At 35.0% G+C, this 15,970-nt stretch carries 15 protein-coding genes; 10 read left to right on the forward strand and 5 right to left on the reverse strand.

Annotated elements, in window-relative coordinates; translation table 11 throughout:
* The first annotated feature begins 60 nt into the window (after positions 1 to 60).
* Genes HQN62_RS04175 through HQN62_RS04185 form a run of 3 tightly spaced genes read left to right on the forward strand, consistent with a single transcriptional unit; the run spans position 61 to position 2,696 of the window.
* A complete protein-coding gene (locus tag HQN62_RS04175) occupies positions 61 to 654 on the forward strand; it encodes a HupE/UreJ family protein (protein WP_116798400.1) in 594 nt (197 codons plus the stop codon).
* An 8-nt stretch (positions 655 to 662) separates the two neighbouring features.
* Positions 663 to 1,094 (forward strand): deoxycytidylate deaminase, encoded by a 432-nt coding sequence (locus HQN62_RS04180; RefSeq protein WP_173503438.1) that lies wholly within the window; start codon positions 663 to 665, stop codon positions 1,092 to 1,094.
* Positions 1,095 to 1,100: 6 nt separating this feature from the next.
* Positions 1,101 to 2,696, forward strand: coding sequence for a S41 family peptidase (locus HQN62_RS04185; RefSeq protein WP_173503439.1), 1,596 nt, complete (start codon positions 1,101 to 1,103; stop codon positions 2,694 to 2,696).
* A gap of 21 nt (positions 2,697 to 2,717) precedes the next feature.
* Here the strand turns inward: HQN62_RS04185 and HQN62_RS04190 are convergent, their stop codons facing one another.
* The 3 genes from HQN62_RS04190 to HQN62_RS04200 all read right to left on the reverse strand — a co-directional run bounded on the left by HQN62_RS04190 (position 2,718) and on the right by HQN62_RS04200 (position 4,236).
* On the reverse strand, positions 2,718 to 3,326 hold the full coding sequence (locus tag HQN62_RS04190) for an FAD-dependent oxidoreductase (protein ID WP_116796292.1): 609 nt from the start codon (positions 3,324 to 3,326) through the stop codon (positions 2,718 to 2,720).
* A 2-nt stretch (positions 3,327 to 3,328) separates the two neighbouring features.
* Entirely contained in the window at positions 3,329 to 3,532 is a 204-nt protein-coding gene (locus tag HQN62_RS04195) for a hypothetical protein (RefSeq protein WP_116796291.1), read from the reverse strand.
* A 128-nt stretch (positions 3,533 to 3,660) separates the two neighbouring features.
* Complete coding sequence (locus HQN62_RS04200; protein ID WP_371811647.1) at positions 3,661 to 4,236, reverse strand: MarC family protein; 576 nt, start codon at positions 4,234 to 4,236, stop codon at positions 3,661 to 3,663.
* Between the two features lie 218 nt (positions 4,237 to 4,454).
* On the opposite strand from HQN62_RS04200, the gene HQN62_RS04205 reads away from it, so the two are divergent.
* From HQN62_RS04205 to HQN62_RS04235, 7 genes are all read left to right on the forward strand, one after another.
* A complete protein-coding gene (locus tag HQN62_RS04205; protein ID WP_173503440.1) occupies positions 4,455 to 5,300 on the forward strand; it encodes a hypothetical protein in 846 nt (281 codons plus the stop codon).
* Between the two features lie 94 nt (positions 5,301 to 5,394).
* On the forward strand, positions 5,395 to 5,967 hold the full coding sequence (locus tag HQN62_RS04210) for a DUF3109 family protein (RefSeq protein ID WP_116796288.1): 573 nt from the start codon (positions 5,395 to 5,397) through the stop codon (positions 5,965 to 5,967).
* Positions 5,968 to 6,226: 259 nt separating this feature from the next.
* The gene (locus tag HQN62_RS04215; RefSeq protein ID WP_173503441.1) at positions 6,227 to 7,204 is read left to right on the forward strand and encodes a ribonucleotide-diphosphate reductase subunit beta; all 978 of its coding nucleotides are present in this window, start codon (positions 6,227 to 6,229) and stop codon (positions 7,202 to 7,204) included.
* Between the two features lie 284 nt (positions 7,205 to 7,488).
* Positions 7,489 to 9,870: a ribonucleoside-diphosphate reductase subunit alpha gene (locus HQN62_RS04220; protein ID WP_173503442.1), complete on the forward strand. Its 2,382-nt coding sequence runs from the start codon at positions 7,489 to 7,491 to the stop codon at positions 9,868 to 9,870.
* Between the two features lie 223 nt (positions 9,871 to 10,093).
* Entirely contained in the window at positions 10,094 to 10,798 is a 705-nt protein-coding gene (locus HQN62_RS04225) for an AAA family ATPase (protein ID WP_173503443.1), read from the forward strand.
* Between the two features lie 149 nt (positions 10,799 to 10,947).
* The gene (locus HQN62_RS04230) at positions 10,948 to 11,427 is read left to right on the forward strand and encodes an RDD family protein (protein WP_173503444.1); all 480 of its coding nucleotides are present in this window, start codon (positions 10,948 to 10,950) and stop codon (positions 11,425 to 11,427) included.
* 246 nt (positions 11,428 to 11,673) lie between these two features.
* Positions 11,674 to 13,017 (forward strand): deoxyguanosinetriphosphate triphosphohydrolase, encoded by a 1,344-nt coding sequence (locus HQN62_RS04235; RefSeq protein WP_173503445.1) that lies wholly within the window; start codon positions 11,674 to 11,676, stop codon positions 13,015 to 13,017.
* Positions 13,018 to 13,094: 77 nt separating this feature from the next.
* On the opposite strand, the gene HQN62_RS04240 is transcribed toward HQN62_RS04235, so the two are convergent.
* Both HQN62_RS04240 and HQN62_RS04245 read right to left on the reverse strand, forming a co-directional pair.
* Positions 13,095 to 14,105 (reverse strand): DUF3078 domain-containing protein, encoded by a 1,011-nt coding sequence (locus HQN62_RS04240; protein ID WP_173503446.1) that lies wholly within the window; start codon positions 14,103 to 14,105, stop codon positions 13,095 to 13,097.
* A gap of 40 nt (positions 14,106 to 14,145) precedes the next feature.
* Positions 14,146 to 15,927 (reverse strand): 1-deoxy-D-xylulose-5-phosphate synthase, encoded by a 1,782-nt coding sequence (locus HQN62_RS04245; RefSeq protein WP_173503447.1) that lies wholly within the window; start codon positions 15,925 to 15,927, stop codon positions 14,146 to 14,148.
* Positions 15,928 to 15,970 lie beyond the last annotated feature (43 nt).

Consider the following 15,970-nt stretch of genomic DNA (forward strand, 5'->3'; position numbering starts at 1 on the left):
TATTCCATTTTCAAAATTAATCGTAAGTTTACAACCCCATATCAATTTAATTATTTTATGATGTCAGAATTTTTGATTTACTTTCAAATAGGATTGAAACACGTACTGGATATACATTCCTATGATCATGTTTTATTTTTAATTGCTTTGTCTGTTCCTTTTTCGTTTAATGACTGGAAAAGGATTTTGCTTTTGGTAACTGTGTTTACTTTGGGACATACAACCGCATTGTTTCTTTCCGTTTTTGGAATTATTTCAGTTAAGGTAAATGTGGTAGAACTGCTTATTCCGATTACAATATTAATAACGGCTCTCTATAATTTGTTTACAGCTGGTAAATCCAGTAAAAATGGTAGTGTCAATTTAGTTTTTATAATAACGCTTTTCTTTGGAATCATTCATGGTTTAGGTTTTTCTAATTATTTTAAAACGATATTAGGAGGAAGTCCAAGTTCGAAGTTATTGCCGATGGCCGAATTTGCACTGGGAATCGAAGCCGCTCAAATTGTGGTAGTGATTGTTGTGTTGATTTTGTCGTATATTGTACAAACGGTATTTCGTTTTTCAAAACGCGATTGGACATTAGTGATGTCGGCATTTATAATTGGGGTAGTGTTGCCTATGATTCTGGAAAGTGAAATCTGGAAAAGATAATTCAAAATATGAACAAAATAAAATTAAATAAATACGACAAAGCCTATCTTAGGATTGCTACAGAATGGGGTTTGTTGTCCTATTGCCAAAGAAAAAAAGTAGGTGCTATCATAGTAAAAGACCGTATGATTATTTCGGACGGATATAATGGAACACCATCAGGATTTGAAAACTGTTGTGAAGACGAAGAAGGTTTGACACGTTGGGATGTTCTCCACGCTGAAGCAAATGCGATATTGAAAGTGGCCAGATCAACTCAATCCTGTGAAGGGGCGACTTTGTATATCACACTTTCGCCTTGTAAGGAATGCAGCAAATTGATTCACCAATCGGGGATAAAAAGAGTGGTTTACCACAATGGATACCGTGATGATTCCGGAATACAATTTTTAATGAAAGCAGGCATAGAAGTAGAACATATTCCCGTTTTGGAAGATTAAAAGCAAATGAAATTCGACAACAAATATTTACCCATACTTATCGGTGGCATTTTTGCCCTTGGAATTTTTATTGGCAGTTTGTCCGGTACGCCTTTGTCCAAATCTTTTATGGCCAAAAAGAATACCAAAGAAAAACTCAATAAACTGATTGATTTCATTGACAACGAATATGTAGATGATGTAAATACCGATTCGATTGTTAGTCTTACGGTAAATAGCATCTTAGCAAAATTAGATCCACATTCCGTGTACATTCCGCCAAAAGATCAAGCCGAAATAGCTGAGACAATGAAAGGCGATTTTGTTGGGATTGGAATTAATTTTTATATGCACAATGATTCTGTTGCGGTTATAAATCCAGTTAAAAATGGCCCTTCGGCAAAAGCAGGAATCAAGGCTGGAGACCGAATTTTGTATGCAGATAAAACTAAGTTATTTGGTCGAAAATTGCCTAATGACAGTTTGTTTGCCACGCTAAAAGGGGAGGCAGGGTCGCAAATTGAATTGACGGTTTATAGAAAATCCGAACACAAGAAAATGAAGGTTACCATAAAGCGCGATGTAATTCCTTTAAAAAGTGTTGATGTTGCAATGCTTTTGGACAAAAATACGGGTTATATCAAGATTAACCGTTTTGCGGAAACTACTTTCGATGAGTTTAAAAAAGGTTTGACTTCTTTGAAAAAACAAGGAATTAAAACACTGGTGATCGATGTTCGGGATAATGGGGGCGGTTATATGGAAGAAGCCATTGCTATTGCCGATGAGTTTTTGAAAGACAAAGAATTAATTGTTTTTACCAAAAGCAAGAAAGAGCCAACTGAAAAAACCTATGCTACAGAAGAGGGTAGCTTCGAAACCGGAAATGTATTTGTTTTGATTAATGAAAACAGTGCTTCGGCGAGTGAAATTTTGGCTGGAGCGATACAGGATAATGATCGTGGAACTATTGTGGGAAGACGATCATTTGGAAAAGGATTGGTACAACGTGAGATGGATTTTAATGACGGTTCAGCTGTGCGATTGACCATTGCCAGATATTATACACCAACGGGTAGGTCTATTCAAAAGCCATATTCTAAAGGGAATGAGGAATACTTCAAAGAATCGGATGATCGTTTTTTGCATGGCGAATTGTATAAAAAAGACAGCATAAAAGTGGTTGATTCTTTAAAGTTTAAAACCAAAAAAGGGAAGATTGTTTATGGCGGTGGCGGAATTGTGCCCGATGTTTTCGTGCCTTTGGAAGCAGAGCATGGAGCAGAAAATATTTCATATTTGTTGCAGTCAGGTATTGTAGGACATTTTGTTTTTGAAGAGTTAGACAAAGATAGAAATGCATTTACCAAATTGACTTTCGATCAATTTAAAATGCAAATAAACGCTACCGATTCGTATTTTAATGCTTTCCAAAAATACCTTTCCAAAAACGGTTTGGAGGTTAATCTTGGGAACTATAAAACATTGGTAAAAAGATATGTCAGTGCAGAGTTTGCAAAACAGTTATTTGGGGATACTTACTACTACGAAATGGTTTTGAAAGACGACGCTATGATAAAAGCAGTTTTGAAGGAAAATTCTAAACTTGAAACTTCAAAGTAATTTAATATAGGTGTAAACAGTTTATTTTCTAATGCTGTCGTGCGAATGCGTCTGAATTCCCTCGTTCCATAAAGTAAGTAAATCGGTAGCGACAGCTGCGCCACTCCCTGCGGCAATAGCCAATTGGCTTCGCCAGCCCGCAAGAGTTCCTATTACATAAATACCATCAGCCACTTTATGGTCAATATTCTTAAGTTGAATCCTTTGTTTTTCGGGAAGGGCTTTTTTATGCGGTTCCACAAACTGCATTAAGCCTTCGATAGCAAAAGTATTGGCTGATCCAATCCCAATTACGATAGTAGCAGTTTTGTATGTGTTTTTGTTTGTAACAACTGTAAATTCGGGATAGAGACCTTCTATTTTCAATACTTTTTCCTCTGGGATTTGAAGAATATGGGGATAAGTGTTGGATAAATGATCGATGCTCTCAATTAGTAATTCCGAACCTAATTTTCCAGGAGGAATTCCGTAAGCATTGTTGAAAAGGGCCTCTTGAAGAGATGAAGTCTTTTGATGCGTGAGAATTCCGATTTTCTTAGACGAAACAAAAGTTTTCTTTTTAGCGGAACCCAATACCATAGCGCATGATATTCCGGAAACGCCACCGCCTATAATTAATACGTCAAACACAGTTATGCGTTGTCGTTCATTTTTTCAACTATTTTTTTAGACATTCTAAAAATAAGAAGAATTAATACCGCACAAAATGAAGCGACTACACCAACGAACGCCACTATGCTATCTCCTTTAAATGGATTTTGAAAATCAATTAAAGTAATATTGAAAATAAGAAGCGCAACTGCCAAAAGCACTAAAATGTTAGTGAAAGTTTTCATAGGTTTAATTTTTTTATAAAAAATGCCAAAGTATTTTTGAGTCTAATTTTGAAATAAAAATTGCTTAAAAATGGGCTTTAATCTTTGACGAATAAAATATTTAGGGGGTAAATTTATAATTTTTTTTTTTAGACAAACAAACCTTTAACATTAGCGGCGAATAATTTAACAGCTATTGCTAAAAGTACTACACCAAAAGTCTTACGAATTACGCCAAGTCCATTTTGTCCAAGCATTTTTTCAATTTTACCGGATGATTTCAGGACAATATAAACCAATATAATGTTCAATATAATTGCGAGGACAATATTTATAGTGTGGAATTGTGAACGTAAAGAAAGTAAAGTGGTCATTGTTCCTGCGCCCGCAATTAATGGAAATGCCAATGGTACAATCGAGGCGGAACTCGCTTCTTCGTCTCGATAAATACGAATACCTAAAATCATTTCCAAGGCCAAAAAGAATAATACAAAAGAACCTGCCACTGCAAATGAATGGACATCAATTCCTATTAGGCTTAAAAATTCCTCTCCAATAAACAAAAACAATATCATAATCAATCCTGCTACCAAAGCTGCTTTTTCCGATTCGATATGGCCGTGTTTGGCTCTCAGCCCCACTATGATTGGAATAGATCCAACTATATCAATTACGGCAAAAAGCACCATTCCTACGGTTATTATTTCCTTCAAATTAAAATCCATCATAAGTATTATTTTTTTTATGAAAAGTTGGGTAAATCTTTTTTGTCTTTCAAAAATACGGTTATTTTTTCATTTTGGGAATTCTATTATTAAATGATTGAAAAGTAGGTTTTTTTGCTTTTTGTTGAATTATTAAAATAGGATAAATCAAACGTTAAAATATTTAACTTACTGAAAATCAATTAGTAAATTTGTTTGTAATTTTAAATATACTAACTATGAAAAAGATGTGGTTTGTTATAGTACTCTTGGTTTTGTTGTTTTCATTTGATGGTTCACAGGCACAGATTTGGAAACAAGTTCAAAAAGCTGCGGAGCAAAAAGCGCTGAATAAAGCTTCGCAAAAAGCAAATGCTGCAACGGATAAGGCTTTAGATGAGGGAGATAAAGCCATTGGGGAAAGTGTGGACCAAAATGTAAATAGGAATGAAGCGATTTTGGGTTACGGCAAAAATAAAGTGGATGCTTCTCAAATTCCAGATTCGTATACTTTTAGCTGGAAATACGTTATGGAAATTAAAGGTGCTGATGCTAAGGCGATGAATGCAGATTATTTTCTGGAACCCAATGTGTCTTATTTTGGATTTAATGTGTCGCAGGGAAAAGGGCAAAACATGTTTATGGTTATGGATATGAAAAACAGACTAACGGTGACTTCTTTTGGAAATGGCAAGGATAAAATGGCTTCGGCTTCCAAAATGCCTGATTATTCGGAAATGACAAAGAAAGAGAGTGAGAAATCTAAATTCACTTATAAAACATTGCCAAATAAAATATTTTTAGGTTACAACTGCAAAGGGATTCAGGCCACAAATGACGAATATGATATCATTTTTTATTTTACAAATGAAGCCAAAGTGAGTTTTGGTGATATGTTTAAAAATCAAAAAAATTGGAAAATGCCAGATGCTTTAGCCGGTTATCTCAAGCCCAATGAAAAAACATTGTTAATGGATATGAGTATGAAAGATTTGAAAAACAAGGAAAAAGTGACGACTATGAAATGCGTTAGTTTGGAGAAAAACGCTTATGTGTTCAATAAAGCAGATTATAAATTTATGTAAGTAAAATAGTTGCAATGTGTTAATTTGTCTGATTTGGGAGTTTATGTTTGTTAGTGGGTTTTTTATTTCTTGAATCTTTGGTTACCTTTGCAAAATGTTTCAACTAGGAAAAACCATCGTCTCGGAGGATATACTCGAAAAAGAATTTGTTTGTAATTTGTCAGCTTGCAAAGGAGCCTGTTGCGTCGATGGCGATGCAGGAGCACCATTGAGTTTGGCAGAAACAAAAATATTGGAAGAAATATATCCAAAAGTAAAACCATTTTTAAGAAAACAAGGAATTGAGGCTATAGAAGCCCAAGGGACTTGGGTTAATGGTGTTGATGGGGATCTTGAAACTCCGCTAATTGATAATAAAGATTGTGCCTACGTTATTTTTGACGGAAAAACTGCTCTTTGTGGAATTGAGCAAGCCTATAATCAAGGTATAATAGACTGGAAAAAACCTGTTTCCTGTCATTTATACCCAATACGAGTTAAAGATTTCACCGAGTTTGCAGCTGTCAATTATGACAAATGGGATATTTGTGATGCAGCCTGTTCTTTAGGGCAAGAACTCGAAGTTCCTGTATACAAATTTGTCAAGGAAGCCCTTATTCGTCGCTTTGGTGAAGATTGGTATTTGGAACTTGAAAAAGTTGCCGAAGACTTAAAAAAAGGTTTGTAAAATCTAAAGCTAATTTCTATTTCTTATCTTTTAAAATTCCTATATTTTACGGGAGTTTATCTCTTTTAGTTATAATTAAAATATTGTTAATCAGTATGTTAATTATTTAGCAATTAAATAAGGGTTTTTTCTTATTTGTTAAAAACTATGAGGTATTGTGAATAAGTTTGGCTTTTAATAACAACATTAATTCACAATCTTTGTAATTCAAATTTCGCATCTATTTTCAGTATAAAAATCAAAATAAACAAAAAGTCAAATGTCTCAAATTGAACCAATTTTACAAGAAAACAAAAATCGTTTCGTGATTTTTCCAATTAAACATCATGATATTTGGGAAAGATATAAAATGATGGAGGCTAGTTTCTGGACTGCTGAAGAAATTGATTTGTCACAAGATTTAAATGACTGGAATAATAAGCTAAATGATGACGAACGCTACTTTATAAAACACATTCTTGCTTTTTTTGCAGCGTCGGATGGAATTGTCAATGAAAATCTAGCGGAGAATTTTGTTAATGAAGTACAATATGCTGAAGCTAAATTTTTCTATGGTTTTCAAATTATGATGGAGAATATTCACAGCGAAACGTATTCGCTTTTGATTGATACTTATGTAAAAGACGAAAACGAAAAATCTGAATTATTCAATGCGTTGGATGTTTTTCCAGCAATTAGAAAAAAAGCAGACTGGGCTTTGAAATGGATAGAATCTGATTCTTTTGCCGAAAGGCTAATCGCTTTTGCAGCGGTAGAAGGGATTTTCTTTTCAGGAGCATTTTGTTCTATTTATTGGTTAAAAAAACGTGGATTGATGCCGGGCTTAACTTTTTCTAATGAGCTAATTTCTCGTGATGAAGGAGTTCACTGTGATTTTGCGGTGCATTTACACAATCATCATTTAATTAATAAAGTGCCAAAAGAAAGAATAAGAAGCATTATCGTTGATGCTTTGAATATCGAAAGAGAATTCATTACCGAATCGCTTCCAGTAAGTTTGATTGGGATGAATGCAGGTTTAATGACTCAATACTTAGAATTTGTTGCCGATAGATTATTGGTAGAATTGGGTTGTGACAGAGAATACAATGTTGCCAATCCGTTTGATTTCATGGATATGATTTCACTTCAAGGAAAAACTAATTTCTTTGAGAAAAAAGTTGCAGAATATCAAAAATCTGGGGTTAAAGTTACCGAAGGTGATTCCCAAAAAATTAGCTTCGACGCCGATTTTTAGAATACAGTTTTGATTTTTCAAATGTTTCCTATAGCTTTTGAAAGCGCTAAAAAAAAAATAAAAGAAAAAATAATAATTAAGTAGTTTTTTAAGATCCCCAAATCTAAAAGCTAAGTTAATTCAGCCCGATTAATTTTGGGTCAAATGACGGCGTTTTGTTTCATCTCATTTATGCGATGAAACAAAATATCGAAATGGTTTATGGATTGACCGTGAGTAAAAAATGATTTATGAATTCCTGCTATTCGTAAGTCACAATTCATTAATTAAAAATTGATAAAAGTATGTATGTAGTAAAAAGAGACGGCCACAAAGAACCTGTAATGTTTGATAAAATTACAGAGAGAATTAAAAAATTATGTTACGGCTTGAACGAATTGGTTGATCCAGTTAAAGTTGCTATGCGAGTTATCGAAGGTTTGTATGATGGGGTTTCTACATCTGAACTTGATAACCTAGCTGCCGAAACCGCTGCGTCAATGACCATTGCTCATCCAGATTATGCACAATTGGCTGCTCGTATCGCTATTTCAAATCTACATTCAAATACCAAAAAATCATTCTCGGAAACGATGAATGAAATGTTTCATTACATCAATCCTAGAACCAATCAAGAATCACCTTTATTAGCCGAAGAAGTTCATAAAGTGATTATGGAAAACGCTGAATTTCTAGATTCACATATTATATACAACAGAGATTTTAATTACGATTATTTTGGTTTTAAAACACTGGAACGTTCGTATTTATTGAAAATAAACGGAAAAATTGTAGAACGTCCGCAACATATGTTGATGCGTGTTTCTGTTGGTATTCACCTGGACGATTTGAAATCGGTGATGGAGACTTATGACTTAATGTCTAAAAAATTCTTTACCCATGCAACACCAACTTTGTTTAACGCGGGTACTCCAAAACCTCAAATGTCTTCTTGTTTCCTTTTGGCAATGCAAGACGACAGTATTGATGGTATCTACGATACTTTAAAACAAACTGCAAAAATTTCACAATCAGCGGGAGGAGTTGGACTTTCTATCCATAATGTTCGTGCAACAGGTTCTTACATTCGTGGCACAAACGGTACTTCAAACGGAATTGTACCAATGTTGAGAGTGTTTAATGATACCGCTCGTTATGTAGATCAAGGTGGTGGAAAAAGAAAAGGAAGTTTTGCTATCTATATCGAAACTTGGCATGCTGATATTTTTGATTTCTTAGACTTGAAAAAGAATACAGGTAAAGAAGAAATGCGCGCAAGAGATTTATTCTTCGCGATGTGGACTTCAGATTTGTTCATGAAACGTGTACAGGAAGATGCTACTTGGACTTTGATGTGTCCTAACGAATGTCCAGGTTTGTATGATGTGTATGGAGAAGAATTTGAAGCTTTATATACCGATTACGAATTTAGAGGAAAAGGTAGAAAAACCATCAAAGCACGTGAGTTATGGGAGAAAATTCTTGAATCACAAATCGAGACCGGAACTCCTTATATGTTGTATAAAGATGCTGCCAATAGAAAATCAAATCAAAAAAATCTAGGTACTATTCGTTCGTCGAATTTGTGTACTGAGATTATGGAATTCACGTCAAGTGATGAGGTGGCTGTTTGTAATTTAGCTTCTATTTCTTTGCCAATGTTTGTAGAGAATGGAGCTTTCAACCACAAATTATTGTACGATGTGACCAAGCGTGTAACTCGTAACTTGAACAGAGTAATCGACAGAAATTACTATCCTGTAAAAGAAGCTGAAAACTCCAATATGCGTCACAGGCCAATTGGTCTTGGTGTACAAGGACTTGCCGATGCTTTTATCATGTTGCGTTTGCCTTTTACATCTGATGAAGCCAAAAAATTAAACCAAGAAATATTCGAAACCCTTTACTTTGCAGCTTGTACTGCCTCTATGGAAATGGCAATCGAAGAAGGTCCGTATTCTACTTTCAAAGGGTCTCCAATGTCAAACGGAGAATTCCAACACAATTTGTGGGGAATGAAAGACGAAGAACTATCAGGAAGATGGGACTGGGCTTCGCTTAGAAAAGAAGTAGTGAAAAATGGAGTTCGTAACTCTTTATTGGTTGCGCCAATGCCAACGGCTTCGACTTCTCAAATTTTGGGTAACAACGAAGCATTCGAACCATATACTTCGAATATTTATACAAGACGTGTATTGTCTGGTGAATTTATTGTGGTGAACAAACATTTATTGCACGATTTAGTGAAATTAGGATTGTGGAATGACAATTTGAAACAAGAAATCATGCGTCATAACGGATCGGTTCAAAATATTGATATAATTCCTCAAGACTTGAAAGAATTGTATAAAACCGTTTGGGAAATGTCTATGAAAGACATTATCGATATGTCTCGGCAAAGAGGTTATTTTGTGGATCAGTCACAATCATTGAACTTGTTTATGCAAGATGCCAATTATTCTAAATTGACTTCAATGCACTTCTACGCTTGGCAATCAGGTTTGAAAACAGGAATGTATTATTTGAGAACCAAAGCTGCCGTTGATGCAATCAAGTTTACACTGAACAACGATAAAAAACAAGAAGAAATTCCGGTGACAGAAGCTATTGATGTTGAAGATTTCAAAGCGATGTTGCTAAAAGCACAAGCCGCAGATCCTGAAGATTGCGAAATGTGTGGATCGTAATCAATAGATTAAAGAACAAAGAATAAAGAGAAACAGCTGTCGATTATGATGGCTGTTTTTTTTTAGGAGCTAATCCCGCTTTCCGTTGCAATCTTTTTATTTTTAAAGAAAAAATAAAAAGGATTTCCACTTCAATCGGGGCTAAAACACATTCGTTTTCACAATTTAATTTGTCTAAATTTGTGAAATTGATTTAAAGATATTATTTAAAAATCCAATTCCCTTGAGTTTATTATATTTCACAGACCGAAGCATTGTTCATCTCGAAGATGTAGTGTTTAACGAAGCCGTTTCCGAGCAAATCAATCAGTTCTTGAAGGAATATCAGTTTCGTGCCGTTTTGGAGCAATACGAGTTGCCTGTTGTGAATAAAATATTGCTACACGGCAAAACAGGCTGTGGCAAAACCATGACTGCAAAAGCGATTGCAAGAAAACTGGACAAAAAGCTAATCATTGTCAATCTCTCTCGAATTGTTTCTTCCAAATTGGGGGAAACCTCCAAGAATATTGAAGGATTATTCAAAGAAGTGCAATACGAAAGTTCGGTTTTATTCTTCGATGAATTTGATTCTTTGGGTCAAATCCGGGATTATGACAACAAAGACAGTACGGAGATGAAACGGGTAGTGAACTCGATTATTCAATTGATAGATAATTTCCCCAATCGATCAGTCTTAATTGCCGCCACCAATCAAATCCAGATGATAGATGAGGCTTTGGTGCGTCGTTTCGAAATGCAACTGGAATTTACGGCTCCTTCCAAGGAAGTTTTAGATAACTATTACACAAAGTTGCTGGCCAAATATCCTGTAGAATTTCAAGATGTAAGCCGTATTTATGATATTACTTTTGCGGAAGCAAAAAATCATTTACTCAAAGAAGTGAAAAACAATATCATTCAGGCAGAGATTAATAAACAAAAGTAAAAGGGTTTAACTAAGTAAACCTTAGTTTCTTGATGTGCAAAACACATTGTAATTGGTAGTTTTCTAGTCAATAATTGTGGAAATAATTCATTATATTTGAGTTAGTTATTGTTTTTGGCATATTTTTTTAGATAAATAAAAAAGAAACTATGGAACATAAAAAATTTACAATTACCGATGATTTATTGGCTTCACAAGGACAGCGTTTGGCGAATTTGATTATTGATTTAGTGGTGCAATATATTATTTGGATCAGTATTGGGGAAACTATAGCCATATTAGCAGATGTTGCTAGTGGTTCTGTTCTTAAGACTTGGATTAGTAGTATGGGAATAGTAGAAAAAGGGATTACTTTTGCCGTTATTGCTGGTTTTTACTATTATTTGACTGAATTGTATTTCTCTCGTTCAATGGCTAAATTTTTGACCAAAACCTATATAATCATGAAAGATGGTTCCAAACCAAATTATAAAAGCATCTTGAAACGTACACTTTGTAGATTTATTCCGTTTGAAATTTTTTCTTTTTTAGGTGGTACAGCGGGAGGATGGCACGATTCTATGTCAGAAACCTATGTGGTTAAAAAGCATGAATTTGAAAAACAAAAGAAAATTATTATTTTGCCTTAATGCTTTTATGACCTTTTAAATAGAATCTATAATAAAAAAATAATCCTGGTAAATAATCAAATTTACTGGGATTTTTATTTTTTAAGTAGTTGCGGTATTCTCAATGGCAATACTTATTTCTTTTGAGTCGGCAGCAATTTCAATTTATGTTTTTTATAGGTTCCATGTAATTTAATTACCAAATCACTTTTGTTTTTAAAATCTATCTATTTCTCTATCTTTGAAAACAAATCCGAAAAATACATCATGAACTGGGAACAATTATTATCACTAAAAAGACAAGGAGATACAGGTAAAAGATTAAGAATCGAACAGGACGAAACCCGTTTGGGCTTTGAAGTTGATTATGACCGAATCATATTCTCCTCTGCTTTTAGAAGTTTGCAGGACAAAACGCAAGTGATTCCGCTTTCCAAAACCGATTTTGTACACACTCGTTTAACGCACAGTCTCGAGGTTTCGGTTGTGGGACGTTCTTTGGGACGATTGGTTGGTAAAAAAATATTGGAGAAATATCCGTATTTGCAGGAAGTTCACGGTTACCAAATGAATGATTTTGGAGCTATCGTGGCTGCAGCATCTTTGGCTCATGATATAGGAAATCCTCCTTTTGGACATTCGGGAGAAAAAGCCATTGGGGAATATTTTTCGATAGGAAATGGTTTGAAATACAAAGAGCAATTAACAGCCAAAGAATGGCAAGATCTAATTGATTTTGAGGGAAATGCCAACGGATTTTCAGTTTTGAACAGTTCTCGTCCAGGTGTTGAAGGCGGAATCAGACTTTCCTATGCCACTCTTGGTGCTTTCATGAAATACCCAAAAGAGAGTTTGCCTAAAAAGCCAACTAAAAACATAGCTGATAAGAAATATGGTTTTTTTCAAACCGATAAAGCTTTCTTTCAGGAAGTCGCTTCCGATATGGGAATGATTGCCAATAAAACAGGAAATGATATTGGTTTTGAAAGACATCCGCTTGCCTACCTTGTTGAAGCTGCCGATGATATTTGCTATACCATAATTGATTTTGAAGATGGAATCAATTTAGGCTTGGTTTCCGAAGATTTTGCTTTGGAATATTTAATCAAATTGGTGAAAGACAGTATTGATACTTCAAAATACAAGACTTTAGAAACCAAAGAAGACCGAATCAGTTACTTGCGCGCGCTGGCTATAGGAAGTCTGATTAATGATGCCGTGAAAGTATTCGTTCAAAATGAAGAGGCAATCATGCAAGGAAAATTTCCTTTTGCCTTAACTGACAAAAGCAAGTACAAAGCCCAAATGGACGATATCATCAAAATTAGCGTCAAGAATATCTATCAAAGCCGTGAAGTAGTGGAAAAGGAGATTGTTGGCTACCAAATTATACAAACGCTTTTGGATAAATTTGTAACGGCTTTCAATAATAAATTCGAAGGAAAAATGTCCAATTATGACAATCTTATCCTGAAAATGTTACCCGAAAAACACCATTTGGAAAAAGAAAATCTATATGAAAGATTGCTTCATATTTGTCATTTTGTTTCGATGCTGACAGATGGGAATGCCCTGTTGTTTTACAAAACAATAACGGCAGCAAAGAGTTAGTTGAAAAACGAATATAACGAAAACGCCCTCAAATAGTTGACTGTTTGAGGGCGTTTTTATTTTATTTAAGTATTGTTTTAAAAAACATATTCTAGACCAATTCCCAATACTTGCTTTAGCTGTACTTTGGCACCTTCATTAATTTTTACGCCATTTTCTTCTTTAATGACGTCAATATCTTCGTCGTAAACCAAATTGAAACCAACGTTTGCTTTTACGTATTCATTTACTTTTAAATCTGCGTAAGATTGCCAATCAACATCGATATTGCCGAAATTGTGTAGATAATCGGTGTACAAAGACAAACGGTTTTTTATGATTATATTGGTAAAAACTTCTTTTTCAATATAAGAAGTTGCTAAGATACCAAGCTCTGTTTTGGAACGTTCTCCCTTGAAAATTAAATTTCCATCTACATCATAAACTGCTTTCTTGACACCATAGGCACCTGCATCGGCTAAATTTTGGTCAAGGACAAGTGTGCTTTTTAATGTTAGGGGAGATAAATAGAGGTTTAATTTTTCGGGTTTATAAATGTACTCTGATCCAATTCCTAAAAAGGTATATGCCGGAGCAAATGGTTTTGAAATAGGGTTTTTGGTATTTGGATAATTGTATCCATCGGTAAATTGGGTATTGAAGTTAAATTTAGCCGAATGATACCAATTTGATGATGTGTTTGTTCTATATCCATATGTGGAGTTGATTTTAAAAACATCATCTGTTTTTCTGAGTTCAATTCCTTCTTGTTTGTTCATGCCATATCTGAAAATAAGTTCACTTGCCCAAACTTGATTGTCGTCTTTGTAATCTCGTTTAAGATGCCCTCTTACCAGTCCTGTTATGGCACTGGTACCCCCAGCACTCCAGTTAACAAATGCAATTTCTGAAATGTCGATTCCCATAATGTTCTTGTTGGTCCAATATGAAACAGTATCCGGCTTTGATGTTATAATGGTTGTAAGAGCCTGATCAATCTTGTTTGCATTTATGGTGTCCGCTTTAGTGGTAATTATTTTAATTTGTGCGAAACTACATATTGAAAGTAGTAAAAATAAAACTAGAATAGGTTTGGTTACAAAGGTCATAGTAAGGCTGTGGTATTTTAAGGTTGCAAAGTAATTAATTTCAATAACTTGAGAAAATTATTTCTAAACTATCAACGGAGATTTTACAATATTGTTGTAATTCATCAATAGAACCTTGTTCAATAAATACATCTGGTATTCCTAAAAGTTGTATTGTAGAGGTATAATTATGGGTAGCCGCAAATTCCAGAATTGCACTTCCAAATCCGCCTTTTATGATTCCATCCTCAATAGTTATAATCGTTTCGAATTGGTTAAAAATAGCATGTAGCTCGTTTTCATCAAGAGGTTTTACAAAAGCAAAATCATAATGGGCAAAATTTTCAGGATGTTGTATTTTGGCTAGGGCCAATGTCACATTGTTCCCAATTGTGCCCGTAGATAAGATAGCTACTTTTGAGCCACTTTGCAGAAGTTTTGCTTTCCCGATTTCTATTTTTTCGTATTTTCCTAAATGTAATTTTTTCCAATTATTGGTTACACCTCGTCCTCGCGGATAGCGTATCGCAATGGGATGGTTTAAGCCCAATTGTGCGGTATATAAAATATTTTGTAAATCAATTTCATTCAACGGGTCATAAATAATCATGTTTGGAATACAGCGTAAGTAGGCCAAATCAAAAACACCGTGATGCGTTGCGCCATCTTCGCCAACTAAACCGGCTCTGTCCAAACAAAAAATAACGGGTAAATTTTGTAATGCCACATCATGAATCACTTGATCGTAAGCGCGCTGTAAAAAAGTGGAGTAAATATTGCAATACACAATCATTCCCTGTGTAGCCATTCCAGCAGACAAGGTTACGGCATGCTGTTCCGCAATTCCTACATCAAAAGCTCTTTTCGGAAAGGCATCCATCATGAATTTCAAAGAACTTCCAGAAGGCATTGCTGGAGTGATTCCAACAATTTTTTCATTCTTTGTGGCTAAATTCAAAATGGTTAATCCAAAAACGTCTTGGTATTTTGGAGGTAAATTCTCTTCTTGTTTTGGAATGATTTCACCAGTTGTGGCATCGAATTTACCAGGAGCGTGGTACTTGACTTGGTTTTCTTCTGCTTGTTGAAGGCCTTTGCCTTTGGTGGTAATAAGGTGCAGAAACTTCGGCCCTTTTATTTTTTTCAGCCGCTTCAATTCTTTGATCACCGCAAAAATATCATTACCATCAATTGGTCCGGAATAATCAAAATTCAATGACCGAATCATATTGTTCTGTCTCGGGTTTTTTCCCTCTTTTACGGAAGTGAGATATTTTTTGAGCGCACCCACACTCGGGTCAATCCCGATGGCATTATCATTTAGAATAACCAATAAATTGGCATCGGTAACTCCGGCGTGATTCAGTCCTTCAAAGGCCATTCCTGATGCTATCGAAGCATCGCCGATTACTGCAATGTGTTGTTTGTTGAAATCGCCTTTTAAATTGGAAGCAATCGCCATACCCAAAGCCGCTGAAATAGAAGTCGAGGAGTGGCCTACACCAAAAGTGTCATAAATGCTTTCACTTCTTTTTGGGAAACCCGAAATACCGCCCAATTGACGATTTGTGTGAAAAATGGTTTTCCTTTCGGTAAGGATTTTATGTCCGTAAGCCTGATGGCCCACATCCCAAACCAATAAATCGTCGGGAGTGTTAAAGATATAATGCAAAGCAATCGTGAGTTCCACCACGCCAAGACTAGCGCCAAGATGACCTTCTTTGGTCGCGACAATATTGATTATAAAATCGCGTAATTCTTGAGCCAATTGAGGAAGTTGCGCTTCGTCAAGTAAGCGTAAATCGATTGGGGAATGGATATGTTCGAGTAAGTTGCTTTTCATTATAGTTTAAAAAGCGAATTTACGGTTTTAAATTGAAAGTTTT

Origin of the sequence: Flavobacterium sp. M31R6 (assembly GCF_013284035.1) — a bacterium.
Classification (GTDB): Bacteria; Bacteroidota; Bacteroidia; order Flavobacteriales; family Flavobacteriaceae; genus Flavobacterium.